Raw genomic sequence first — 26,207 nt, forward strand, 5'->3', positions numbered from 1 at the left:
TCGCTTCGGCATTGGGAGGTGTTTTTTATTATGCCCTAGTAACCTCGAAAGCCTTAGGAAGCAAACACCATATCGCGTACATGAGCACCTAAAACAAAGGGCGAACGCTTATAATAAGTGTTCGCCCTTTTCTTGTTTAACAAGTCGCTTTATTGCATCGGTACCGATTCGATATCCACATCCCCACTGTCGATATTGACCGTGGCCTGATACACACTGTGTGGGTCTCCATAATGCTTAAACGTGAAGTGGTATATATTTGCTGGCGTCCAGATCTCTTTATCATCCGCAGGCAAAATATCGTAACCATCTTGTTGGTACAGCTCTGTCGCCATTACATAAGCAATAGCAGCTTGTACATTGGTATCACGATCAACCTTAGGCTCTAACGACGGATTACTTGGGTAAGACTCACCATTAAAGCTCATTTGGCGGTATGCACCGTTACTCCACACAATAAAGTCTTGCCAACCATTGCTGAAGCTGTCTGCTAATACCACGGGCGTTCTGGTCACCGACATACGATTGATCACCTTGCCGCTGTTATCGAACATGTAGGCTGCACAACCGCCACTTCCGCAGAAGTAACGATCTTGAAGAAGGACAAAGTGCTCTGCTGAACCATCGCTGTTCAAATCAGCAGACCCAGTCATGTATCGGATCTTGTCAGTCTCCAAAGAAAGCCCCTGCGGCATCAAAACGCTTTGGTCTATCCAAGTTGCAATGGTCGCTGCATCGGCGCTTTTTACCTCAACAGAGGCTTGGGAGTCAGCATTATCGGTAGAAATGCCGTCTGTAGAAGAACAGCCAATAAGCGTTAGTGAACCTAAAAGGAAGAGTCCTTGTAATCCGCGATTGTTCATTTGCGTTCGCTCTTATATTGATGAATTAACATAAGTATACCCATGATTGCTCAATCGCTTGTAAGAAAATCATAAAAATCAGCAAGGTGTGCATCAAACCACCAGCCCTCCTTTTCGACTTTATCTTCTTCTCGTCTCTGTCTTCTTCCTCTCGTACCTCGATTCTCGTCCCTATACGCCAAGATCAAAAAAGCCCTGAGGAAAGTCCCCAGGGCTAGGCAGGAATCTGACAATAATAAAAGCCAGGAAGTCCCTTATGCAGTGGTTGGTTTGATCTTAAACAGAATTGCAAACATGACTGGGACAACAATCAACGTAAGCACTGTAGCAAAACCAAGGCCTGCCATAATCGTAATTGCCATTGAGCCAAAGAACGCATCGAACACCAATGGAATCATACCCAGAATCGTTGTTAGTGCTGCCATGCTTACTGGACGTACGCGGCTAATTGCACTGTCAACAATCGCTAAGTAAGGATCCTTGCCCGACTCTAGCTCAAGGTTGATTTGGTCTAGAAGTACGATACCGTTTTTCAGAATCATACCGCTCAAACTCAATAAACCAAGGAACGCGGTAAAGCTGAATGGCATGTTAGTGGTTAACAAACCAAACGAAACACCGATAATTGATAGCGGAACCGTAAACCAAATAACCAGTGGTTTCTTAAGTGAGTTAAACAGCAGCATCGTAATGATGAACATCAACAAGTAACCCATCGGCAACGAACCAAACAGACCTTCTTGTGCATCTTTCGATGATTCGTATTCACCGCCCCACGTAATTTCGTAGCCTTCAGGAATGTGCAGCGCCATTACTTTCGGTTGTACACGTGCAAACAAGCTTGCCGCGGTATCGTCACTCAGCACATCGTGGTCAGCTAACACCGTTAGAGTACGCTTGCGGTCACGACGCTGAATTAACGGCTCTTCCCAATCCAGTTTCACTCCATTAATCACTTGGTCGACTGGAATGTAGCTTTGAAGCGATGGACTCCAGATATTCACGTTCTGCAGTGATTCAAAATCAACACGTTCCGCTTCTGGCAGACGCGTCATGATAGGCAGAATATGCGTACCATCGCGAAGGAAGCCCAGTGTGCTACCACCAAACGCCATTTGTAGTGTGCTTGAAAGATCTTCTTTCGAGATACCTAAACGGCGTGCTTTCGATTCGTTAAATACAGGTACTAGCTCTTTAGTGCGCTCACGCCAGTCGTGACGGATGTTACGAGCACCTGGGTCAGTATGAAGAATATCTTCTACTTGTACCGCAAGCTCACGTAGTACTTGTGGATCTGGGCCAGTAATACGCGCTTCAATCTTAGACGCTGGCGACGGGCCGAATTCCATCAACTTGAACTGGAACGTTGGCTTGTCGAACGTCTTCGCTAGGTTGTCGTCGAGCTTATGAAGAAGCTCAAACATGTTCTCACGGTCCGTAGTACGAACTTGGAACTGTGCGTAGGCTTCGTAGCTCTTCTCTGGTTGGTAAGTCAGAGCGAAACGCTGCAAACCTTGACCAATCGACGCTGAAACAAAATCAATGTTGTCTTGAGTACGGATGTAGCTTTCAACTTCTTCCGCTTTCTTGATGGTCTCGCGAATGTCAGTGCCCTCTGGCATCCACATATCAACGTAGAACATCGGCGTGTTTGACGGCGGGAAGAACTGTTGCTTCACACTACCAAACGCAACCACAGCACCAACTAGCAGCGCTATCATGCCTGCTACCGTTAACCAACGGAAACGAAGCGCAAGTTTAAGAGACGCACCAAACGCGACGAACAACCAACCTTTGTACGGGTCTTCGTCTTCTGCATCTGCGTTCTTGTCTTCTTCTTTCAATAGAAGATCAGCTAGGAATGGCGTTAGCGTAATCGCCGTAATCCAACTCAAGAATAGCGAGAAACACAGAACCCAGAACAGAGAGCCCATGAACTCACCGGTCGCATCTTGTGACAGACCGATAGGCGCAAACGCGGTAATAGCAATGACTGTCGCACCAAGCAGCGGCCACTGAGTTTGTTTCACAATGTCTGTTGCGGCTTGAACTTTGGTTCGCCCTTTCTTAAGACCAACCAATATCCCCTCGACCACCACGATGGCGTTGTCCACCAGCATACCGAGTGCAATGATCAACGCACCAAGCGAGATACGGTGTAGCTCAATGTTGTTGTAGTTCATCAAGATGAAGGTACCGAATACCGTCAACAACAGCACCAGACCGATGATCACGCCACTGCGTAAACCCATGGTGAACAGCAGTACGATGATTACGATAGCCACGGCTTCTGCCAAGCTAATAACAAACGCTTTAACTGAATCGTCTACTTCTTGCGATTGGTTGTAGAAGTAGTTCATATCGATACCAGCGGGCTTGATGGTCTCAAGGCTTGCTAGTTCAGCTTCAATACGTTGACCGACTTCTACCACGTTTACGCCAGACGCAAACGAAATACCGATGTTGATTGCTTTCTTACCGTTGTACAGCAGCACATTGCCAGGCTTTTCTTGAATGCCACGGCTGATGGTTGCAACATCTTTTAAGCGGATCAGGTTACCCGTATCGCGACCATGAATAATCAGGTTTTCTAGTGCTTCTACGGTGTTTAATGTACCGCTTGGGCGAATAATAAGGCTCTCGCCGTTTACCATTACCTCACCTGCCGAAACCACATTGTTCTGTTGGTTCAGCAAGCCAGAAATTACATTCATGTCGAGGTTCAGAGCAGCTAAGCGATCCAATGAAATCTCAACAAACAGCATCTCTTGTTGGTCGCCAGCGATATCAACTTTACCCACGCCATCGATCAGTTCAAGTTCACGCGTGAGTTGGTCTGCGTAACGTTTCAGTTCTACATAATCGTAGTCATCACCCGTTAGCATAAGCATTACACCGTACACGTCACCAAAGTCATCAATGATTTGCAGAGATTGAACGCCTTGCGGCAAAGTTGGTTGCAGATCGTTGATTTTACGGCGCATTTCATCCCAGATTTGCGGCAATTCATCCGGACCGTAATCCATCTTCATGCTCACCATAATCTGTGACATACCACTTGAGGACGTCGACGTAATCTTATCGATATAAGGCAGCTTACGAATCTCTTTCTCAAGCGGATACGTCAGCTCTTCTTCTACTTCTTTAGAAGTCGCACCAGGATAAGTCGCAATTACCATCGCATCTTTGATGGTAAATGCTGGGTCCTCCAATCGACCAAGTTCTAGGAACGACGTCACACCGCCGATCGCTAGAATAACGATGAACAGCCAGCTGATGACTTTGTTCTTAATTGAGTATTCAGCAATGCTCATTATTGTTGTTTCTCCACCACATCCACATGCTTACCTTCGCGCAGTTTGCGTAAGCTGGAATTCACTAATACATCGCCTTGAGCAACACCTGATGACACAATCGCACCTTCACCATTAACTTGGTCGATAGTTACTTCCACTTTAGTGACAGCGTCACCATTTAATTTCCAGACGAAAAACTCACCATCTTGATTGCCCGCTTGTAATGCAGTCATTGGGATGTTGTAGCCATCAATAGAAGTAATGCCCGCAGCCACCATGTCTACTGCAACGCTTACGCTAGTACCCGGCAGAATCTCTTCCTCAGGTTGTGGCATGGTTAAATACATCTGGTAGGTTTGCGTTTGAGCATTTGGCTCACTGGTGTGCTCCAAATAATCCAACGCATAAGATTTCGCGTCACCCGAGAACGTTGCTTGAGGTTGGTAGCTCATGCTTTGTGTATTTGGGTTTACCATCGCAAGCACGTTGTCTGACAGTTCGATACGAACGTAAACTTTGTCGCTTTGGTAAAGGTTTAAAACCGGCTCGCCAATCGCAACACGCTCAAAACGCTCTTTGAATACATCAGAAACCTTACCCGCAAACGGGGCAAACAAACGTGTGTAGTTCAATTGATTTGTCGCGTTGTAGAAGTTCGCTTCGGCTAGCTCTTTGTTTGCCGTTAGCTCATCTAACTCCGCTTTAGAAATCATTTGGCGGTTATGTAGCTCTTCACCACGTTTAAGCTGACGAATCGCAAGCGTGTATTGTGCTTCTGCATCGTTTACCGCTTGCTTCTCTTTGCTGTCGTCTAGCTTGGCGATCATCTGGCCTTCTTTAACCGTGTCACCCGCTTTGACTAACACATGCTGAACTTCGCCTGCGCGACGGAATGCAATCGGCGTTTGTTCCGCAGGCACGACTTGGCCTTTGAATGTGCGGTATTGGCTTTTTACTGGAACATCAACAGCAACTGTAGAGACATACAAAGGCTGCTCTGCGGTCACTTCGTCTGTGCTGTTACAACCGGTGAGTACCGCCAGTGCGATAGCCGATACTGTGAATAATGAACGTTTCATTAGATACCTTCCTCACGAACCCAAGCTTTCACTACTTGGCCTTCTACTAGGCGTTCAACACCTGCAATAACAACGTAATCATTCTTATCCAGACCCGACTCCACAGCACCGTTCGCATTTAGTGACAAGGTCACTTTATTCACTTGCTGTGTATCGCTGTCCATTACCCAAACCTCACCATGAGCGGCGTCTTTCGACACCCAAGCCGCATTTGGCAGCATCATCGCGTTCGATACGTTTTGCTTCGCAATGTGTACTTGGCCTGTCATTCCCGTTAGCAAGTTACGATCAGAAGGACGAGTAATGGTCACGATCGCTTCGTAGCTATTGGTATCGGCATTGGGTTGAGTAGAGATTTCTTTGAATTTGCCTTGGATGCGGTTGTTTGGTTCGCTGTCCATCGTCACCCACATCTCTGCGTCTTTAAGTGAGTTCAATGACACCGCTTCGGCGTAAGTCACAGGCAAAGTAAACGATACATCCAAAGTGGTGTTGTCGATTAGGTTTAGGATTTCTTGCTTAGCAGCAACCACTTGGTATGGCTTCACGTAGGTATAAGACACCACACCATCAAACGGCGCATGAATCTCTGTGTAGCTCAAATCGGTTTTCGCTTGCTCTAAGTTTGCCAGTGCCGCTTTGTATTGCGTTTCTTGTTGGTCGTAACTGTCTGTACTGATCAGCTTCTTGTTGTACAAGCTCTTCGAGCGTTCCCACTGAGTCTTAGCCAAAGAGTACTGTGCCTGTGACGCATCAAGCGCCAACTGCAAATCTTTAGGGTCTAGCGTTGCAAGCACATCGCCCTGCTTCACTTCTTCACCCATTCGCACGATCAACTTCTCAATCTCGCCACCTACCTGAAATGAAAGTTGGGCTCTGTAGGTTGCATCTATTCGTGCAAGGAATGCATCAGAATCGGCAACCGTCAGATCATTAACAGCAAGCAATTTCACAGGTTTGATTAATGGCTCGGACGGTTCTGATACGGCTTTGTTACACCCTGTCAGCATCGTAGCGAGGCTTAATGCCACCGCGGCTCCGACAAATGTGCGCTTTAGATATTGTTTTCGCACTGGCTTTCTCCATCGACTTAATATTTACTACACAGATGTGCAGTATAGGAGCAATAAAAAAATGATCAACATATTTTCCATGTGGATAATAAAATAATTAGGCAAATAGTGTGGTTTCTGGTAAAAATAGGCGCGTTGATTAATATTCGGGAAAATTCGAACTATGACAGAAAGAAAGCAAGGCCGTAGAAGTGCTGAAGCCGCTGAGCAAACTAAGTGTCTTATTCTTAGAGTTGCGGCGGATATGTTCTGTGAGTTGGGGTACGAACGCGTCTCGCTTCGCAACATCAGTGAAAAGGCTGGTGTCTCCCATAGTTTGATTCGCCACCACTTCGGCAGCAAAGAAAAAATCTGGCAAGCTGTGAGTGATGCCATGGATGAATTCATGCAAGGCTACATGGCGCAGTTGGTTGATGAAATGCCAGCAAACACCCCGTCTAATCAGAAAATCTACCTATTTATGGTAAGGATGTTGGCCTTTGCGCTCAAACACCCACATCCAATCCAGATGATTGCCGATGCAATCCGCCATGGTGACGATGCATTGCTGCAATACTTCCTTAAATCAAAAGATGAGTTCGCGGCCATCTTTACCGAGCTATTTGCCGAGTACAACGTTGAGTACCCTGAGCATCAAATCGACCAGTGGGAATCAAAATGGCAAATGCTGGTATTCGCACACGGCGCAATCAGCTTAACCCCGATGATGCAAGAAACATGGCCAGAAGATGCAAACAATCGCGAAAAAATGCTGCTTAATCATTGGGAGTTATTCAACACCATCATGGCGAACCAGTTCAGCGTGAATAAAGAAGACATGATCCACCCAAGTGAATTGAGCGAAATCGTAACGCAAATGTGCTGCCCGATTGAAGAACTCACTGCATAAGCGAGTTATTCAAAAGAACATAAAAAATGCCGAGCACTAAGCTCGGCATTTTTGTTTGTACTGGTCATTTCAGAGAGAAAGCAAAATGGAACCTACTTCATAGTTACTTATTACTAAACGCAACCCTGTAGTTATACAGCGCGTGGGAGGTAGATTCCTAGTCTCGCTGGAGTGACGAGCTTTAATTAGCTAACTAAATCAATAAGCTAATTAACCACGGTAGTAGCGTTGCGGTACGAACGGCATTTTCTCTACCGTCATTGGTAGTTTTTTGCCACGTACTTCTGCAAACAGCTCAGTACCGATCGCCGCAAGATCTGCGCGTACATAACCCATTGATACTGGCTTACCTGCGTTAGGGCCTGCTGTACCACTGGTTACCACACCAATCTTGTTACCTTCTGCATCAAATAGCTCTGCACCTTCACGTACTGGTGCTTTGGTTTGACCCACGAGGCCGATACGCTTACGGACAACATCTTTCGTTTCGATCTGCTTAAGAATGATGTCTGCACCAGGGAATCCACCTGCACGCTCACCATCTGCACGGCGCACTTTTTGAATGCCCCATAGTAAGCTTGCTTCAACTGGTGTCGTTGTTGTATCTAGGTCGTGACCGTATAGACACAAGCCACACTCAAGACGAAGTGAGTCACGAGCACCAAGCCCGATCCACTCTACTTCTTCTTCACCAGTTAGCTTACGAGCAAGCTCTTCTGCTTTATCTGCAGGTACAGAGATTTCGTAACCATCTTCGCCCGTGTAACCACTACGAGAAACAATGCACTCAACGCCAAGTAGCTCTAATTTACGAACATCCATAAACAGCATCTCTGCTACTTCTGGTGCGAAACGCGCTAGTACTTCTGCCGCTTTAGGACCTTGAATCGCAAGCAGTGCGCGATCATCAATTATTTCTAGCTCAATGCCAGAAGGAAGATGCGCCTGAAGGTGGGCAATGTCTTGCTCTTTACATGCTGCGTTCACAACAACAAACAGATGATCGCCAAGGTTAGCCACCATCAAGTCGTCCATGATGCCACCCTGCTCATTAGTAAAGAAAGCATAACGCTGCTTGCCCGCACCTAAGTCAACAATATCAACCGGAACCAGTGTCTCTAAGAACGCTGCTGCGCCATCACCAATCAAACGAAGTTGACCCATGTGAGAAACATCGAACAGACCTGCTGCATCACGAGTGTGTAAGTGTTCTTTCTTTACGCCTAGTGGGTATTGAACTGGCATGTCGTAACCCGCGAACGGGACCATCTTTGCGCCTACTTCAACATGAAGTGCATGCAGTGGTGTTTTCAGAAGTTCTTGAGTCATTTTCGTCTCCATTTAGATAGACCCGAGAATGCTGTCGGCATTCAATGTGTTTCCAATAATAAACACGCTTGATTCAATTTTGCACGAACAAGACATCGCTCGACTTTCAAAAGTGTGACTTTTAACATTTTAATCACAATAAACCGCACAAAAAAGGCGCTCTATTGAGTGAGATGTCATCAATAGAGCGCCATGATAACGCATTTAAAACCAATAGCAATCGTTTGCTTTCACTATAGGAAATTTACAACTATTTATCACTATTTGGCAGTGACCCACAAAATGTTCGCATCTTCTTCGCTCACACTGGTCAACATATGGCCCATGTTCGCATCGTAGTAAACACTGTCGCCTTCACTTAATACAACAGGCTCATAGAACTCCGAATAGAACATAACCTCGCCTGATAATATAAGTAGAAACTCTTCGCCATCATGACGAACCCAGTCTTTGTATTCATCAAAACTGCGGGCACGAATTTGGCTCTTAAAAGGCATCATTTTCTTATTGGAAAGTTGAGTCGCCAGCAGCTCGTGTTCGTAGGTTTGGGTTGGGTGTGGTTTACCCTCTTTCTTCTTAGTGATATCACGACGACCTGTCGCCACCTTTTTCCTTGGTGGTTCAAAGAGTTGCGGCATATCAATTTGCAGACCAAGTGCCAGTTTTTGCATTGCTTGGAACGTTGGAGAAATCTGTTCGTTCTCGATCTTACTTAGCGTAGAACGAGCAAGGCCAGTACGTTGGCTCGCCTCTTCTAGCGTGATACCAAGTTTAGAGCGGATATCTTTAATGCGCTGACCGAGCTTAAGCGGTTCTATATTCTGGTCTTGCTGCTCTTTCGCCAACGTCATTGACGGGTATTCATCGTAAATACTTTCTGCCATAAATCCCTCTGTAAAACTTCTTTATTCCTTCCTATTAGCATTGTGCATGAACCCTATAGTGGATAAAAGTCCACCGAGTTAATTAAAGCGTGCTCTTGTTAACAAAACCAGAAATCTCGTTTCCTATAGGAAATTTTTGGTTGATTGTTCGTTCCTCAGGGGGTATGTTACCAACTTGTTAGATGTAGAGATGCACATTTCCGTTAGAGATTGGACTGGAGAAAGCACAATCCAGCGGAGTTTTAACCCACTTATTCGGGTCGAAAGTCACTCTGTTCTGCTATGCAGTTCAGCTGTTTTGAGGACAAATGAGCCACCATCGCAATCAAACAACTATTTCTACTGCGGGTTCATTTTCAGATTTGGAAGGTCAACTACCATGAACAAGAGTTACCCTAACCACAGCTTGGAAAACTTTTTCTCTACCAACCTCTCCGCGACAGATGACGCTGTCTTTGCTGGAATTCAGGCAGAATTCGCTCGCCAAAACGAACAAATCGAACTTATCGCTTCTGAGAACATCGTTTCTAAAGCGGTAATGCAAGCTCAAGGCACATGCCTAACAAACAAATACGCTGAAGGTTACCCAGGTCGCCGTTACTATGGTGGTTGTGAGCACGTAGATACAGTGGAAGCCATTGCTATCGAACGCGCGAAAAAACTTTTCAATTGTGAATACGCAAACGTTCAACCACACTCAGGCGCTCAAGCAAACGGCGCAGTAAAACTGGCACTACTTCAGCCTGGCGACACCATTCTTGGTATGTCTCTAGACGCAGGTGGCCACCTAACACACGGTGCGCGCCCTGCACTTTCTGGTAAATGGTTTAACGCAGTTCAATACGGCGTTGACCGCGAAACACTAGAAATCAACTACGAAGACGTTCGCCAACTGGCACTTGAGCACCAACCTAAAATGATCATCGCAGGCGGTAGTGCCATTCCACGTACTATCGACTTTGCAAAATTCCGTGAAATCGCAGACGAAGTAAACGCGATTCTTATGGTCGACATGGCACACATCGCCGGTCTTATCGCAACAGGCGCGCACCCTAGCCCGCTTCCTCACGCACACGTTGTTACGACCACAACGCACAAAACATTGCGTGGCCCACGTGGCGGTATGATTCTGACCAACCACGAAGACATCATTAAAAAAATCAACTCAGCGGTATTCCCAGGTCTACAAGGCGGCCCACTGATGCACGTGATTGCTTCTAAAGCAGTGGCGTTCGGTGAGGCGCTTGGTCCTGAATTCAAAACTTATATTGATTCAGTGATCAACAACGCAAAAGTTCTGGCGGAAGTATTGCAAACTCGCGGTTGCGACATCGTAACCGGTGGTACAGACACGCACTTGATGCTGGTTGACCTTCGCCCTAAAGGCTTGAAAGGTAACAAAGCAGAAGAAGCACTAGAGCGTGCAGGTATCACGTGTAACAAAAATGGCATCCCATTCGACACAGAGAAGCCTATGATTACATCGGGCATCCGTTTAGGAACGCCTGCGGGTACAAGCCGCGGCTTTGGCGCTGAAGAATTCAAACTCATCGGTAATTGGATTGGTGACGTACTGGACGGTTTGGTGAACAACCCTGAAGGTGACGCAGAAGTAGAAAAACGCGTACGCAAGCAAGTGAAAGAGCTTTGCAGTCGTTACCCTCTTTACCAATAAAAGATTTATTAAATCAGAAACTATCCTGACAAGTTATTTGGAGATTAAGCAATGGACAAAACACTGAAGTTTACAGATAGCCACGAGTGGGTACGTGACAACGGTGACGGCACAGTAACTATCGGTATTTCAGAGCACGCTCAAGAGATGCTAGGTGACGTAGTTTTCGTTGACCTACCAGACGTGGAAGATGAAGTCGAAGCGGGCGAAAGCTTTTCTTTGGTTGAGTCAGTAAAAGCAGCTTCAGACATCTACTCACCAATCACAGGCGAAGTAGTTGAAATCAACGAAGAGCTAGAAGACAGCCCAGAGCTAATCAACGAAGAACCATACGAAGGTGGTTGGATTGTGAAAGTGAAGCTTTCAAACCCATCTGAGTTGGATGACTTAAAAGATGCGGAAGAATACCTAAGCTCTATCGAAGAAGAGTAATTAGGATGAGACGAAAGCTGTCCCCTAGCATAACGATTAGTGGACAGCTTTTTTTCTAGGTTCGGACGTATAATTTAATTTATCAGTAACGCAAATCCGTTACCCGAGCCAAGGAGTAGGTAAAGGACAATGACTGAATTACTTCAAAGCCTCAGCACACAAAACGAGTTCGTTGCTCGCCACAATGGACCAAACAAATCTGACCAACAGAAAATGTTGGAAGCAATCAACGCAGTTAGCCTAGATTCGCTTATCGACGAAACCGTACCAGCACAAATTCGCCTAGAGCAGCCAATGAGCTTGGCAGAAGCGAAAAGCGAAGCAGGCATGCTGGCAGCGATGCGTGAGTTCGCCGATCAGAACCAAGTTAAACGTACATTCATTGGTCAGGGTTACTACAACACCTTCACGCCAAACGTAATCCTACGTAACGTGATGGAAAACCCGGGCTGGTACACCGCTTACACCCCTTACCAACCTGAGATCTCACAAGGTCGTCTAGAAGCACTTCTAAACTACCAACAAATGGTGATGGATCTTACTGGTATGGAAATCGCAAACGCGTCATTGCTTGATGAAGCAACGGCAGCAGCAGAAGCGATGACACTTTGTAAGCGTGCGGGTAAGAGCAAGAGTAACGTATTCTTCGTTGCTGACGACGTTCACCCACAAACCATCGAAGTAGTAAAAACTCGTGCGAAATTCATCGGCTTTGAAGTCCTAGTTGGTTCTCTAGAATCACTACCAGAGCAAGACGTATTCGGCGCGCTAGTTCAATACCCAGGCACAACGGGTGAAGTTCGTGACCTAACGGACATCATCGCAAAAGCACAGGCGAACAAAACGCTAGTAACCGTAGCGACTGACCTATTGGCTTCTGCCCTACTAAAACCTGCAGGTGAAATGGGCGCAGACGTAGCAATCGGCTCTGCACAACGTTTCGGCGTTCCTATGGGTTACGGCGGTCCACACGCAGCCTTCATGGCGACACGTGACAAGCACAAGCGTACTATGCCGGGTCGTGTTATCGGTGTTTCTATCGATACTAACGGCAACCAAGCACTGCGCATGGCAATGCAAACCCGTGAGCAGCACATCCGTCGTGAAAAAGCGACATCAAACATCTGTACCGCTCAAGCACTGCTAGCGAACATGGCGTCTTTCTACGCGGTTTACCACGGCGCAGAAGGCCTACGCACGATTGCTCGTCGTACGCACCACATGACCGCTATCCTAGCTGCTGGCCTAACGAAAGGCGGCTTCGAGCTTGCTCACAACAGCTTCTTCGACACCATCACCATCAATACTGGTGCGCAAACTGAAGACCTATACGCGAAAGCACTAGCCGCAGACATCAACCTACGTAAGTTGGGTACTCAGCTAGGTGTAAGCTTCGACGAAACCACAACCGTGGCAGACGTAGAAGCCCTATTCGCAGTATTCGGTGTGAAAGAAGAAGTGGCAGCACTATCAACGGAAATTGCTGGCAACGAGTTTGCAGCGATTCCAGAAGCACTGCGCCGCACAACAGAATACCTAACGCACCCTGTGTTTAACACGCACCACAGCGAAACACAGATGATGCGTTACCTAAAACAGCTAGAGAACAAAGACTTCTCACTAACGCACGGCATGATCCCACTGGGCAGCTGTACGATGAAGCTGAACGCAGCAGCAGAGATGATTCCAGTAACGTGGCCTGAGTTTGGTTCGATCCACCCGTTCGCACCAGCAGAACAAGCAGCCGGTTACGCAGCACTAGCAAAAGATCTGAAAGAGAAGCTATGTGAAATCACAGGCTACGACGCATTCTCACTACAACCAAACTCTGGTGCATCGGGTGAGTACGCAGGTCTTATCGCGATTCAACGTTACCACGAAAGCCGTGGCGAAGGTCACCGCAACGTATGTTTGATCCCAAGCTCTGCGCACGGTACTAACCCTGCGACAGCATCTATGGTGTCAATGAAAGTGGTTGTGGTTAAGTGTGATGAAGAAGGCAACATCGACATCGACGACCTAGCAGCGAAAATCGAGAAGCACAAAGACAACCTATCAAGCATCATGATCACTTACCCTTCTACGCACGGCGTATACGAAGAGCAAGTGAAAGAAGTGTGTGAAATGGTTCATGCAGCGGGCGGTCAGGTTTACCTAGACGGCGCAAACATGAACGCACAGGTTGGTCTAACAACGCCGGGCTTCATTGGCTCAGACGTTTCTCACCTAAACCTACACAAAACCTTCTGTATCCCACACGGTGGTGGCGGTCCGGGTATGGGTCCTATCGGTGTGAAATCGCACCTAGCGCCTTTCCTACCGGGTCACATTGAAAACGGCGCAGACGGCGAAAACTTCGCAGTATCCGCAGCGGATATGGGTAGCGCGTCTATCCTGCCTATCTCTTGGGCTTACATCGCAATGATGGGCGAAGCTGGCCTAACAGACGCAACAAAAGTAGCGATTCTGAACGCGAACTACGTGATGGAGCAACTGCGCCCTCACTACCCTGTTCTTTACCGTGGCTCAAACGGCCGTGTAGCGCACGAATGTATTATCGACATTCGTCCGCTAAAAGAAGAAACAGGCATCAGCGAAGAAGACATTGCGAAGCGTCTAATGGACTACGGTTTCCACGCACCAACCATGTCGTTCCCTGTAGCGGGCACGTTAATGGTTGAACCAACAGAATCGGAAGACTTAGAAGAGCTAGACCGCTTCTGTGACGCGATGATCGCAATCCGTGAAGAGATGACGAAGGTTAAGAACGGTGAATGGCCGCTAGATAACAACCCGCTTGTTAACGCGCCACACACTCAAGTTGACCTAGCGAAAGATGAATGGGATCGCCCGTACTCTCGTGAACTTGGCTGCTTCCCTTCTAAAGCAACCAAATCTTGGAAGTACTGGCCAACAGTAAACCGCGTAGATAATGTATATGGCGACCGTAACCTTATTTGCTCGTGCCCAAGCATCGATAACTACGAAGATTAATTTTTGTAGAATCTAAATAGACAAAGGCGAACCGATTGGTTCGCCTTTTTTGTTTGAGGGAAAATTTATAAAACTTGTTTATGGACAGAAATGAGTTAGAGTTAGTGCTCTAAGATACACTCTTCGCATAAACTGACTTTTGGCTAAATGGATTGTCAGTACCAAGCAACAGTGATCAACGTACCTTGGAAGGAAGTAGAACCAATTAATGTTCCAGACAGAATCAGTAACAAGCACATTAGAAACGCTATAAATAGCAGATAGTTAATGTGAAATCCTCTAGTTTTCTTCAATTAATTCTCCTTAAACATAATGCCGCGCTCTACGGCAAATTTGGAGCGCAGCGTCTTGTTATACCTTTACGGTAATGTCCCTAAGCTTTCGTACCCCAACAAAGCGGAGGGACTAAAAGACTCAAACTCCCACCTTGGTAGCCTTCTGCGGTCTTGTTTATAAGACTCTAAAAGCTCAGACAAATCGCTAGGTGACTCAATACCTAGAAGGGGTTTAACTCTATCAAAGTATTTCTTAGACTTTGCGCGAGCAAATATTTCAAAGGAGCTACCATAATGACCTAAATAAAGAAGTGTTTCAGGCCACCAACGGCTATAGTCATCGCTTGCAGATATCTCAGCACGCATAAAAGCGACAAAGTCAGCTTGCATTAAAAACCTAAAGTCCAAACCAGTTCCATGACACCGCTCTTTTAACAGGTCTGCCCGCAGTGACAATCTTCTTGTTCCTAACCGATGATTCCTATGCTTAAGCGACTCCATATACTGACGGATATTTTGGAAGTCAATCATGGTATCTCTACCATATTCGGAACGACCACCAACAAAATACTGTTGCAATAACAATGGTGCAGCCAGCTCAAAACGCTCGTACTTTAGAAAAACAGCAAGCGTATACAGAAAAATTTCGTGAACTATAAATTTATAGTTATCGAATTCCCAGCGATTATAGGAGGTTATATGCTCTGGCCTATCCATATATGGTATTAGGCTTTCAATAAAACGATGAATTCGTTCAGCAAACTCTGGTATTGGTTTGTATTGAGCGACCGCTATCAATAGTTGAACATACTCGTTTCTAGCCGGTATAAATGATTCTATGTTTGATACAATCGCATCATCAATTTCACCCTCTACGCCATGAACACGAAAACGCTCAAGATTTTCCGAGAATAAGGTCAAGTACTCATCGAAGCAGCCAGAAGCTGTAGATTTATCATTCTTTATGGCGTCTACTGAACGCTTAAAAGCAGATGAGGTGCCAAGTGAGACAGACTCATTTTCTTCTAAAAAACTGGGCTTCTTCCCAATTTCAGGCTTTACATAAAGAGGCTTGTTGTAAACCCATCTTAGTAATTTTTCAAAATTATCTGCGTATCCATCCGGTTCGCTGAGATCAATATAAATTCTGGACTTATAGTAAGTTGGCAAATGTGCCTTGCCGTTTTCATCTCTCTCTGTAACTACAACGACGAACTTATCTTGTTCTTGCTGTTCATATACTTCACGGGAAATAATTTGTGTCTCAGTGCCTACGCCACCGCTTCTTCCATCAGCTTTTTCTGCATAAGTCCTATCTGAGATTATTGCGACTTTATTAATTTCTGGGTCATTTACCATCTTTTCCATGAAAGCATAAGCGTCATGACCTTCCTTTAGATCCCACTTGTCTAAAATGACATCCACACCAGATTCAGTCAGCTCGGCTGCAATCTGAAGAACAAGTTGTTCGTGATCGTGATTTGACCAACTGTAAGATATAAATAACTTAGGATTACTCAATTCTTCGTTCCTTACTGATTAAGTATAACAATTTATTGGATCCCAAAGTGGGGTATATAAACACCCCGCTTTGGGATTTTCATGCATACAATGAATACTGAATTCTAGATTAAATGCATGTTTTTCAAGGATATCATGAGGGTCATCAAAAGCGTGAATCAGAAAATGCGACAAAATTGAGTATTCCTACATACCTCACGGCTAACATTAGAAAATCTATGGAAAGTTCTCGATATGAGAATGATGACGTTGACTTTTGCCAGCACGAAATGGGGCAGAACTAAGCTAGAGAGGCCGTAAGACAACATCAACATAGAATAGATGTATTCGTCGTAATTCCGTTTCACTTTTTTGGGTTCATTTTAAACACTAACTCCACAGCGCGCTTCGAGAGATTCCTAGTCTCGCCTAGGCTCGCGGGAATGACCCGGCTGAAAGAGCCGAGTGTAGTGGTTCAGCTTGTGTGTCTAAATTTGAGTAATCCACTATCACCAAGCTTCAAGATCGAAAAAGGCGAATCGTGTGGTTCGCCTTTTTTGTATGGGATGAGATAACTGATTTAGGGGTTAGAAGTTTAACGGGTAAAACTGAAGCGAATCACGAGTGGATTGTTCCTACCTCCCCTAGTCGACAGTCAGGTTATTGCTCTTAACCACCGCAAGGTAGCTCTCAATCACTGGGTGATCGAACTGTTCCGATTCGTACATCACCCAGCGTTGCGCTACGGTGAGGTCAGTAAACGAACCATCCTTAAAGTCACCGCGCCATCGAACATCAAATTCAGCGGCATACTTACCTTCGCCGAGGTAAGAGACTTCGATTCGCTCGATATCGTGGTCGTCAGACAGCAATAAGTCATGTATCCAATGGTGCCATTCCATAAACTCTTGGCGAGAACGGATTTTGTAATCGGGAAAGTCGACTTGGATATTTTCATCAACGAGATCTGCAAATGCTTCTGCTGGCACTCGCACCTTACCTACGGTTGCACGCTCATACATTGAGAACACTCGGTAGACAAAGCTCTTGATGTCATTCTTGGTAAACTTGCGCTTGGCATACTGCTGAATCAATTTGTCGTAATCCGCCTTTTGATATTGCATTGTGGACACCTATTCCTTATTTAAGGCTTTGTAAGTAAGCGACGATTTCTGGTTTGTCTTCAGCGATTGCCTTTTCAAGTGGCGTATTACCGTCTTTCCCTTTAATCGTGATATCACCACCATTGGCAACCAAGATTTTTAGTGCCGAAAGGTTGTTAGCCCATACCGCATCATGCAGCGGTGTGTATCCATTTCTAGGGCCAACAGCGTTAACGTCATAGCCTGCTTCAATCAGCAGTTCGACGATTCTCGTATTGTTTTGGAACATCGCGGCATGCAGTGCGGTGCCACCGTAAGAATCTCTCTCATCCGGATCGGGATTGGTTTTCAATAGTTCAATCACTTGAGCCTCATTGCCATTGTAAGCGGCAAGGTGAATGGTATCTGCGCAAAACGCTTGAAATGCTGCAGTGATGGCAACGGCTGCCAACGACAAAATGACAATTAACTTTTTCATATTACCCACTATTTTTGTTTCTTGTTTTATCAGCTTCCATGCGTCAAAGAAGCCATAACATTAAATAAAGCTTATACCCATTAACGACTAGAATTCGATTTCTTCACCATCTCGGAAGAAGCCACCTGTTGGTCCATTTGCTGGCAAGTTTGCAGCCCAAGTTACACCACTTGCCCCCTGCTCTACAGGTCTACCACCGCTTCCGCCCATGTCTGTCGCGACCCAACCCGGACAGACAGCGTTAACCAAAATGCCACTGCTTTTGAGTTGATTGGCCAACATTAAGGTCAATGAGTTAAGGGCGATCTTCGACATGCTGTATGCAGGAGTGCTGCCAGTCTGGTTCTTAATTGCACCCGCCCCACTGCTGACGTTAACGATTCGAGCTTGTTGGCTGTTTTGTAGCAAAGGCAAGAAGGCTTGTGTCATCCGCCATGCTCCATAAACATTGGTGTCCATCGCTTCTTGAACGGTATTGAGGTCTGCGTTCACGACGTTTTGCCAAGTGTCATAGTGAATGGCGGCATTGTTGATTAACACATCGACAGCAGAAAATCGTTGCTGAACAAACTCAACCAATTGGTCAACGCTCTCTTGGTTAGTAATATCAAGTTGCGCCGCTAGTAAGTTGTCCATACCCAACTCTTCCACCGTTTGCTGTGCGCTACTAAACTGACGAGCCGTGACAATGACTATGTCGCCTTGCTCTGCCAATTGACGACTGACTTCTTTACCAAGACCACGGTTTGCGCCGGTTACAATCGCGACTCGCTGGGTTGTGTTTTTCATGTCGAGTTCCTCGTCAGTTCTCTATCTGCTTAAGCTTGGGTTTCAGTTGCTTCGAAGGTTTTCATCTCGACCGAATCAAACCATGGTCGAGCGATCTCAAAATGCTCTGTCATGTGCGCTGTAGCCAGATGTGCCTGTAGTTGTTGTTCTGACTGCCATTCTTCATAAAGAAATAACGTATTTTCGTCGTCTGCACTGATGTTTTGTTGATAGGTAATACAGCCATCTTCCGCACGAACCACTTTTGCCAGCTCCGCCATGTGCTCGATGAAAAGCGATTTGAATTGAGGTTTTACTTTGCCTGTCACTGTAACGATGATCATAATTTTCTCTCACTTTGTGTAATCTGCGCTTCGATAGGCTCTAGATTACTTAGTGTGAGTCACAATAGATTGAAGAATCCTGCTTCGTTTTTTGTACTTTATTGCTAGTGACTCTGAACGCTGCTGGGTTTGGCTCAGAGACTCATGCTTTCACGGTTTTGTTTATTGAGAATACCGCCAATGCAAACAGTGCGAACAACGCGTAAACCAGAGAAACTTGGCTAAGATCGGTGCTATCAATCAGATGAGTAAACGTGGCTGAGATTAGTGCACCAGCACCGAACGTTGTCGCCGTGTATAAACCGCTTGCCACACCTGCGTTTTCTTTGAAATCTGCCAGTGCGTTTGCCGGACAGCTGCACAGAAGCATGGTGCAACCGATAGCAATAATTACCATAGGACCAATGAGAGAATACCAAGCTTGAATGCCGCTCATAACAAACATGAGTACGCCGCCCGTCACAATCAATCCGAGTGAAAGTGCGATTAAAGATTTAATGCTTAAGCGTGCGTTAATGGTTGGCGATAAGAAGCTACCAAGCATGAAGACAATGGCGATTGCCATAAACATTTGACCAAATGCGACCTGTGATACTTCTAGCTTGCCCATTAGGTACATTGGCGCAACGGTCAGTAGGTAGATAAATAGGCTCTGAGCCACCAGCGCAAAGAATAGGAATGTCTTAAAGCGTGTATTCACAACTACGGCGGCGTAACGACGAATAAAGCTAGTGTTCGTTACGTTCGATGCTTCTGCTACCGATGATTGCTGCGCTTTTTTGTCATTTGGCAAAGTCAGGAAAATCCAAACAACGCTAACGACACCAAGTACCGCCATGATTGTGAACAGCGTAAACCAAGAGTTTGTCTCGACAATGTACGCACCAGCCAGCGGAGCACTAACCGGCACAAACGCGAGAATACCATTCAGGTAGCTGTATGCTTTATTCAGGTGCTCGCCTTCAAATCGCATGCGGATCAGAGCAAAGATCGCGGTAAAGCACGCGCTGCCAGCAAAGCTCTGTAGCGCACGAAACGCCAAGAACTGCATCACTTGGTCGCTATCAATGGTCGAAATCATAAAAGAGCTGAAAGCAAACAAAGCGAGACCAATCAGCGCAATGTTCTTTTTGCCTATGGTGTCAGCCATGCCGCCCCAGAACAATTGGCCGAGCCCCCAGAACAACATGTAGATGCTGATTGCCATTGAAGGCACGCCTTGGTCAGAGAAGAATTCCCCGATTTGATATACCGCAGGTAAGAAGATGTCTAAGCCAAGTGGCAGTAGTGTGAAAAGAGGTAAACCTGCAAGAAGAGTCAGCCCGACACTGTTTGTCATTGGGGTTGTTTTTGTTGCTATCGTCATAATAACTTTCCTATCTACACCCTGAACTTTTCAAGGTGCTTTTCCAATAAGTTACGCACTCTGCGTCTATGGAATAAATGATATAGATAAGATGAGTTAGAACTAGATGATGAATAGCTAAATTATTATTAGGCAAAAACTAACAATCTAACTGTTCAAAACCAAGATCAAAAAAGGCGAACCATCTGGCTCGCCTTTTACTTTTGACAGGAAGAACTTATCAATGAACGTTAAAAAGCACACTGATTTTGCTTCGCGGCTCTTATTAGTGCTGCCTCATGGCCTAACAATACAGACTGCCCTATCTGGTCCAATTTTGTATCGTAGTAATCAATTTCGTTTCTCTGCTTATAAGCAAAGACCCTCGTTGGCATAGGTTTTGAGAGTTTCTGATAGACCATTTTAGCTTCCTGAAACTCCTTAAACGTTCTTTGGGACTGCTGGCAACTATAATCCAAGTAGACGAGAGGGCTCACATATCTGGGTAAAAGATTATCTATATCCATGTTATTTGATGCACAACCAAATAAAGAGAGCATGCTCGAGTAAACCAGAAATTTAATTTTCATTATAACTCCTTAATGAACTCGCAGTATGCCTCATCGATATTGTACGCAACCCCATACTGTGGTGTTTCGATATGCATGACTAATTTAACACGATTGTTCTTCTCATCATTTTCAAATCCCACATACTCTCGTATGAATCGGTCTGGGTTGATCTTTATTTTCTTGTTCTGATTGATGTCATCCATATCTAGGAATCCGTAGATAAAACTAAAGTACGCAAAGTTACCCGCAATATCCGCATCGTAAAACTCAATAAAGTTTTTGGAGGATAAGTAGTCCACCATTGAGAAATAGAGCTCCGACACAGTAACTCCCTCCAAATAATCGACTATCTGAACTTGAGAACCATATGGTTGAAGGATGCTACCCGACTTTACAACGTTGTAATCAGAGCATGTTAAAGAGCCCTTCTTATGAAGTTTGACATCAAGCGAGTTAAAGACAGGGTCAAAATCTATCCAGAACCGTTGAGTCCGGTATCCACTCTTGGATACTTCAATGTCATATCGACCCTTGGTTAGTTTGATTCCGTCTTTGTACTTAGGCCCAATATTCATAATTCGAACTTTCGAATTATTGGGCGTTGTATTGATGGTAACGGGAAATGTGGTTGATTTTTTCAGTAGCTTTTTAGCTAGTTTTTCCGCTTGCTTTTGAACCAACTCGACCGGTTCACGCACCTCTTTTGACACATCAATCGTGTTTGAAACAGCAGTATTGGAAACTTCAGCTTTAATCGACTCAGTCAGCTCTTTTTCAACTTTTTCATTAAAAACGTAACTAACAGCACTTTTAGTGTTGGACGATATCTGATTTTCGTTCAAACCACTTTTTGCGTCCCCAACGAGCTCACCCGCTTTCTTTTTCAGTGTACCTATTTCTCCTGTCCAACTGTCTTGGCTTCTTACGTAGTTTTTATCGATATCAGCCTTAAATAGCTTATCACTCACGTAAACTCTGTATTTCTCAAGCCCAGTAATCACGAATTCGGCACCAAGATTGATTGCTTTCGTTAATGGACCTGCATTTACGTAAGCAGTAACAATAGTCAGGCTAGTCGCTATTATTAGTATTGTCTTTTTGAAATTCATCAGATTACATCTCCAATAACCGAAGAGAAATCACGTACAGTGTCTAACATTTGTTGCTGCAAGTTTAGGAGGTCGGGATCGGTAAATGTGCTGTAAGCAAAGTAGGAAATCATCATAAAGTTGCCATACAGAATAAAGAACACCATGGAGTTAACAGCTTTGATGATTTTGTAATCATCCTCTTTTTCAACCAATTTAGCTACAAAGATACCGGCAGTAATCAGAATACCTACGGAGATCAGCTCCATAATATAGCTACCGGAACTCACAGTTGTTAGTTGTTCCAACAACGATATGACAAGCTCAGTTATATACAACGAAATAACAGCAATACTAACCTTGCATCGGCCAATTTTGAGAGAGCATTTGACTTGTCCATCATAATCCACAGACAGTAAAAAGTAGATTAAGGTAATTAAAAATGCGTTGATATATACAATCTTGTCGTGAACTGGGGTTTGAGAGTTTAGTGTCTCAACAAAGTGAGCAATCCCAATAACAACAGCAATAGATATGATGAGCCATGCAAAATATTTATATCTCTTCATTCTTTCGGGCTTCTCACCATTGCTGACTAGTACATCTTCAGTCAATCTAGAACCTCCATTGTTTTAACTTAACTATATGTAAATAATGCATTTCTGGTGAATTGCACGTAATCATTTATCATTACATATAATTCACACAATGAATATTGCACACCAAACAAAAAACTGTAGAGATGCCAAAAAACAATAATGAATGGTTACTTTTTGAGCTAAACACGCAACCAGTACGATGGTGTTCTTCGACGATCCGATAAATATCGACGAGAATGGCGGTCCCTGACCAAGCTTTATTGATTAATTAGATTCCATGATCGACAAGGCGAACCATCTGGCTCGCCTTATTAACTATCTATAACTGTAAATTAGTGAAAGTTGCGACTACAAGATGATGCTTATTTTAGAGGGTCGTCGTCTGGCAACGCACTGTGTATCCATACTGCCAGTCGGTGTTTGATGCTCGCACCATCTAGCTTGCTTTCCGGTAGTGGCGTGATCTGTTTGGCATCAACCAAGAATAGGTAAATCGCTTTTACTCTTAAAGGTTGTGGTGACTGAGGAAGATCAAAACCTTGTAGCTTCGCCATCTTCCCACCAATCTCTAGTGCCTTCTTAACCAGTTTGTCTTCATTTTGAAGCTTGGAGCTTTTTGACATTGATAAATCCTCTTCTTCGCTTCAATTAAGAATACATTAAGTGGCACTAACAGCGTGTTAGTAAGCTCTCATATTGATAACTTTAAGTCACGCCACTCGGTAACTGCTTAAAAAGTGGACTGAATTGTCGTATTGGTTAGTTTTGAAATTAACCCACCTATCCTTTGTCGCATATCGCACCTTTGTACAATCATATCTAAAGCGCCATGCTCAAGTAGAAACTCACTTTGCTGGAAGCCATCAGGTAACTTTTCTCGTACGGTTTGCTCGATAACACGACGCCCAGCAAACCCGATTCTTGCTTCAGGCTCACCGATATTGATGTCCCCCAACATTGCCAGACTGGCAGAAACACCGCCAAACGTTTGATCAGTTAATACCGAGATATAAGGTAAACGAGCATGTGATAAACGCGCCAACGCCGCGCTAGTTTTTGCCATCTGCATTAGCGCTATCAAGGACTCTTGCATGCGAGCGCCACCACAAGCTGAAAAACAAACTAATGCACATTTATCTTCTATTGCTGTATCGATGGCATCAACAAAACGTGCACCTACGACCGACCCCATCGAACCAGCCATAAAGGAAAACTCAAATGCACAGGCGACAATGGGTATACCTAGTAGCTCGCCTTTCATTGCGACTAATGCATCTTTCTCTCCGGTATTTTTTTGAGCAAGCGCGATACGTTCTTTGTAACGCTTTTTATCCTTAAAATTAAGCAGATCTTTTGGCTCATATTCACTGCCGATTTCTATCCGCTCTCCTTTATCCAAGAAGCTATCCAAACGACCCCGCGCAGGCATCCGCATATGATGTTGGCACTTCGTACAAACTTCTAAATTCTCCTTAAGGGCAAACCGATACAATACTTGATCGCAAGACGGACACTTGGTCCATACCCCTTCTGGAATTGACGCTTTACGCGTGTTAATGATGTTTTTCTTTTCTAATAGCTTTTCTAACCAACTCATAAGAACTCTTTCATTCAGAAACAAAGATAACGAGCATTGTATTAACCTGATTCAAGTAATAAAGTACAACTTATTGGCTAGATAATCCAACAATATGGGATAAACAATATGCTTGATAAAATTGATCAGCAATGGCTGAAAAGCTTTCATTGTGTATATGAGAACAACAGCTTTAAGAAAGCCGCAGAGTTTTTATCCTTGCCGACATCGAATGTCAGTCGCCATATTGCTTTACTGGAAGAGCAGCTTAGTGTGCGTTTGTTTGATAGAACGACTCGGCGCATCTGCGCCACAAACGCCGGAGAACATCTCTATTTACGTACACAGCCCTTGTTCACCAAGTTGAACGACGCGCTTGAAGAGGTTACTCAGCACTCACATGAAGTCGTGGGGCGACTTAACGTTTCAATGCCAGATTCACCGGAGTTGGCACGAGCAGTTGTCTCCTTTTGTTCTCAGTACCCCAATATTTCGTTGAACTGTGAAACCAATCTGAGCCCTAAAGAAGATTTGCTTGATGGATTTGACGTTATCTTAAGTTTCCATCGTGGAAAGCTTGAAGACAGCAACTGGATTGCCAAAGAGATTAAGCGCTGGTCTAGTATTGTGGTCGCCTCACCTAGTTTACTACAAACATGCCAGAGACCTTTCCAAGTTACCGACTTAAAGCATGTTCCTTGTATTAGCAGCTTCACTGCATTGAAAGGAACGCCTTGGGTGTTTAGAAGCTCTCAAGGTGAACTGATCACTCAACGAGTAAAATCTTCGTTTAAGGTAAACAGCGGACAGCTTGCTAAAGCTGGAGCATTGGCAGGATTCGGCTTTGCCCTTCTACCCGAAGAGTTTTGCCGTAAAGAAATGCAATGTGGAACATTAAAAGTGGTTGATCTTGAGTATGCGCCAGAGGATTTAGTGTTGTACGCCTTTTACGCTTCCAGAAAACATGTATCGAAAAAAATCCCAATGTTTATCGAACACTTACTCCATCAAGCACACAATGAGGAAAGTGAGTAAGAGCTCGCTTCTTTTTTAGACCTGGTTCTTTATCTACCTTGAGCATTCCTACGTCCAAATAGCTTTGATGAGTATCAATGACGAATAAAAAGCCGCCCGATTATTTTCGAGTAATCTCATGTTCCTCCGATGAAAGAACAAGAAACTTCGATGGATTCGATATGTTCATATATGCTTATTAACTGGAATCGATAAGGTTTCACGCATTCTATAAATAACAACAAAGGACTGTGTTATGCCACAAACGTTAGATCAGGCTGTTCAGGTTTTAGACCGAGATTTAGAGGAATTTTTACTTCGTTTCCCACTGTCCATTACGAGCGCGGGTCAATCCAAAGGTGCTATGAGGTTTTACTTGTATAGCCATGGCGATACCGCCTTTGGGATAAACCAAGGGGTTAGGATGAAGGAGATGCGTTTCCGCCTTGGCCCAAAATCGTTAGCTAAAAACGCGAAAGCACTTCATTGTATTCATATCCCTGTCTCTCCTTTTGAACAACTTAAACCCGACTCCATTTCTAAAGTCACCCACTATGATGCTGCAGACTACCTGGTAACCACTCAGTTGACAGGTTGTACCTTTGCTATCCGTAAAGCAAAAGGAGGCGGACTTGAGTTCTTGCATGTACAACCAAAGGGAGACTTTAACGGCATGGAAGTACAACGTGCTGTCCAGAAGGAGTTTCAAGTTTCTTTTGGCAGAGGATCTGGTACAGACAGTACAACTTACGGCGAAAATACTCGCGTTACGGTTATGGGCGCGCGTATCAATGGGCTATGGACCGTCTATGCTCAATATCAAGACTCGAGCGGCAGTGTGACAAAAGTTGACTGCATTTATAAAGAGCCTAGCTCTGTGGCTTATGTTGATTAAGGTAACGGCAATTTAGGCTCTACGATAACAAACCACGACTAAAAGTGAGTTAGCCAATTCGACTAACTCACTTTTTATGCAAATCCGCTAGTCTAGCCTAAACAACACTGCTTACATTTTCATTCGCATGGTCAAT

At 44.8% G+C, this 26,207-nt stretch carries 23 protein-coding genes; 6 read left to right on the top strand and 17 right to left on the bottom strand.

Features of this window, described 5'->3' with window-relative positions:
- Positions 1–149: 149 nt before the first annotated feature.
- From J4N37_RS16585 to J4N37_RS16600, 4 genes are all read right to left on the bottom strand, one after another.
- Positions 150–863 (bottom strand): COG3650 family protein, encoded by a 714-nt coding sequence (locus J4N37_RS16585; RefSeq protein ID WP_010451963.1) that lies wholly within the window; start codon positions 861–863, stop codon positions 150–152.
- Between the two features lie 254 nt (positions 864–1,117).
- Complete coding sequence (locus tag J4N37_RS16590) at positions 1,118–4,177, bottom strand: efflux RND transporter permease subunit (protein WP_252042804.1); 3,060 nt, start codon at positions 4,175–4,177, stop codon at positions 1,118–1,120.
- Positions 4,177–5,238, bottom strand: a complete 1,062-nt coding sequence (locus J4N37_RS16595; protein ID WP_005441949.1) for an efflux RND transporter periplasmic adaptor subunit — start codon at positions 5,236–5,238, stop codon at positions 4,177–4,179. The genes J4N37_RS16590 and J4N37_RS16595 overlap by 1 nt, the downstream gene beginning before the upstream one ends.
- Positions 5,238–6,311, bottom strand: a complete 1,074-nt coding sequence (locus tag J4N37_RS16600) for an efflux RND transporter periplasmic adaptor subunit (protein ID WP_252042805.1) — start codon at positions 6,309–6,311, stop codon at positions 5,238–5,240. Before J4N37_RS16600 ends, J4N37_RS16595 begins: the two co-directional genes overlap by 1 nt.
- Positions 6,312–6,474: 163 nt before the next feature.
- On the opposite strand from J4N37_RS16600, the gene J4N37_RS16605 reads away from it, so the two are divergent.
- Positions 6,475–7,200, top strand: coding sequence for a TetR/AcrR family transcriptional regulator (locus tag J4N37_RS16605; RefSeq protein WP_038883999.1), 726 nt, complete (start codon positions 6,475–6,477; stop codon positions 7,198–7,200).
- A 210-nt stretch (positions 7,201–7,410) separates the two neighbouring features.
- On the opposite strand, the gene gcvT is transcribed toward J4N37_RS16605, so the two are convergent.
- On the bottom strand, positions 7,411–8,529 hold the full coding sequence (gene gcvT, locus J4N37_RS16610; RefSeq protein WP_252042806.1) for a glycine cleavage system aminomethyltransferase GcvT: 1,119 nt from the start codon (positions 8,527–8,529) through the stop codon (positions 7,411–7,413).
- 260 nt (positions 8,530–8,789) lie between these two features.
- Complete coding sequence (locus J4N37_RS16615; RefSeq protein WP_010451970.1) at positions 8,790–9,413, bottom strand: helix-turn-helix domain-containing protein; 624 nt, start codon at positions 9,411–9,413, stop codon at positions 8,790–8,792.
- 379 nt (positions 9,414–9,792) lie between these two features.
- On the opposite strand from J4N37_RS16615, the gene J4N37_RS16620 reads away from it, so the two are divergent.
- The 3 genes from J4N37_RS16620 (at position 9,793) to gcvP (ending at position 14,514) form a co-directional block, all read left to right on the top strand.
- Entirely contained in the window at positions 9,793–11,088 is a 1,296-nt protein-coding gene (locus J4N37_RS16620; protein WP_005451650.1) for a serine hydroxymethyltransferase, read from the top strand.
- 51 nt (positions 11,089–11,139) lie between these two features.
- Positions 11,140–11,520, top strand: coding sequence for a glycine cleavage system protein GcvH (gene gcvH / locus J4N37_RS16625; RefSeq protein WP_005451648.1), 381 nt, complete (start codon positions 11,140–11,142; stop codon positions 11,518–11,520).
- 129 nt (positions 11,521–11,649) lie between these two features.
- Positions 11,650–14,514 carry an aminomethyl-transferring glycine dehydrogenase gene (gene gcvP, locus J4N37_RS16630; RefSeq protein WP_252042807.1) on the top strand — a complete coding sequence of 955 codons (2,865 nt, stop codon included), beginning with the start codon at positions 11,650–11,652 and terminating at the stop codon, positions 14,512–14,514.
- 359 nt (positions 14,515–14,873) lie between these two features.
- Here the strand turns inward: gcvP and J4N37_RS16635 are convergent, their stop codons facing one another.
- From J4N37_RS16635 to accD, 11 genes are all read right to left on the bottom strand, one after another.
- The gene (locus J4N37_RS16635) at positions 14,874–16,310 is read right to left on the bottom strand and encodes an SEFIR domain-containing protein (RefSeq protein WP_252042808.1); all 1,437 of its coding nucleotides are present in this window, start codon (positions 16,308–16,310) and stop codon (positions 14,874–14,876) included.
- A 623-nt stretch (positions 16,311–16,933) separates the two neighbouring features.
- On the bottom strand, positions 16,934–17,413 hold the full coding sequence (locus tag J4N37_RS16640; RefSeq protein ID WP_252042809.1) for a hypothetical protein: 480 nt from the start codon (positions 17,411–17,413) through the stop codon (positions 16,934–16,936).
- Between the two features lie 16 nt (positions 17,414–17,429).
- Positions 17,430–17,870, bottom strand: coding sequence for an ankyrin repeat domain-containing protein (locus J4N37_RS16645; RefSeq protein ID WP_252042810.1), 441 nt, complete (start codon positions 17,868–17,870; stop codon positions 17,430–17,432).
- 87 nt (positions 17,871–17,957) lie between these two features.
- Positions 17,958–18,659, bottom strand: a complete 702-nt coding sequence (locus J4N37_RS16650; protein WP_252042811.1) for an SDR family NAD(P)-dependent oxidoreductase — start codon at positions 18,657–18,659, stop codon at positions 17,958–17,960.
- 29 nt (positions 18,660–18,688) lie between these two features.
- Complete coding sequence (locus J4N37_RS16655; protein ID WP_252042813.1) at positions 18,689–18,982, bottom strand: putative quinol monooxygenase; 294 nt, start codon at positions 18,980–18,982, stop codon at positions 18,689–18,691.
- 142 nt (positions 18,983–19,124) lie between these two features.
- Positions 19,125–20,348 carry an MFS transporter gene (locus J4N37_RS16660; RefSeq protein ID WP_252042814.1) on the bottom strand — a complete coding sequence of 408 codons (1,224 nt, stop codon included), beginning with the start codon at positions 20,346–20,348 and terminating at the stop codon, positions 19,125–19,127.
- A 230-nt stretch (positions 20,349–20,578) separates the two neighbouring features.
- Complete coding sequence (locus tag J4N37_RS16665) at positions 20,579–20,917, bottom strand: hypothetical protein (RefSeq protein ID WP_252042815.1); 339 nt, start codon at positions 20,915–20,917, stop codon at positions 20,579–20,581.
- Positions 20,917–22,008 (bottom strand): hypothetical protein, encoded by a 1,092-nt coding sequence (locus J4N37_RS16670; protein ID WP_252042816.1) that lies wholly within the window; start codon positions 22,006–22,008, stop codon positions 20,917–20,919. Before J4N37_RS16670 ends, J4N37_RS16665 begins: the two co-directional genes overlap by 1 nt.
- A complete protein-coding gene (locus J4N37_RS16675) occupies positions 22,008–22,601 on the bottom strand; it encodes a hypothetical protein (RefSeq protein WP_252042818.1) in 594 nt (197 codons plus the stop codon). Before J4N37_RS16675 ends, J4N37_RS16670 begins: the two co-directional genes overlap by 1 nt.
- A gap of 347 nt (positions 22,602–22,948) precedes the next feature.
- On the bottom strand, positions 22,949–23,209 hold the full coding sequence (locus tag J4N37_RS16680; protein WP_010451992.1) for a DUF5062 family protein: 261 nt from the start codon (positions 23,207–23,209) through the stop codon (positions 22,949–22,951).
- A gap of 107 nt (positions 23,210–23,316) precedes the next feature.
- Positions 23,317–24,183 carry an acetyl-CoA carboxylase, carboxyltransferase subunit beta gene (gene accD / locus J4N37_RS16685; protein ID WP_252042819.1) on the bottom strand — a complete coding sequence of 289 codons (867 nt, stop codon included), beginning with the start codon at positions 24,181–24,183 and terminating at the stop codon, positions 23,317–23,319.
- Between the two features lie 108 nt (positions 24,184–24,291).
- Between accD and J4N37_RS16690 the strand changes: the two genes are divergently transcribed.
- Positions 24,292–25,197: a LysR family transcriptional regulator gene (locus tag J4N37_RS16690; RefSeq protein ID WP_252042820.1), complete on the top strand. Its 906-nt coding sequence runs from the start codon at positions 24,292–24,294 to the stop codon at positions 25,195–25,197.
- Positions 25,198–25,432: 235 nt separating this feature from the next.
- A complete protein-coding gene (locus J4N37_RS16695) occupies positions 25,433–26,071 on the top strand; it encodes a hypothetical protein (RefSeq protein WP_252042821.1) in 639 nt (212 codons plus the stop codon).
- The last annotated feature ends 136 nt before the right edge of the window (positions 26,072–26,207 follow it).

The sequence above is a fragment of the Vibrio sp. SCSIO 43153 genome (assembly GCF_023716625.1).
In the GTDB taxonomy this organism is placed as follows: Bacteria; Pseudomonadota; Gammaproteobacteria; order Enterobacterales; family Vibrionaceae; genus Vibrio; species Vibrio rotiferianus.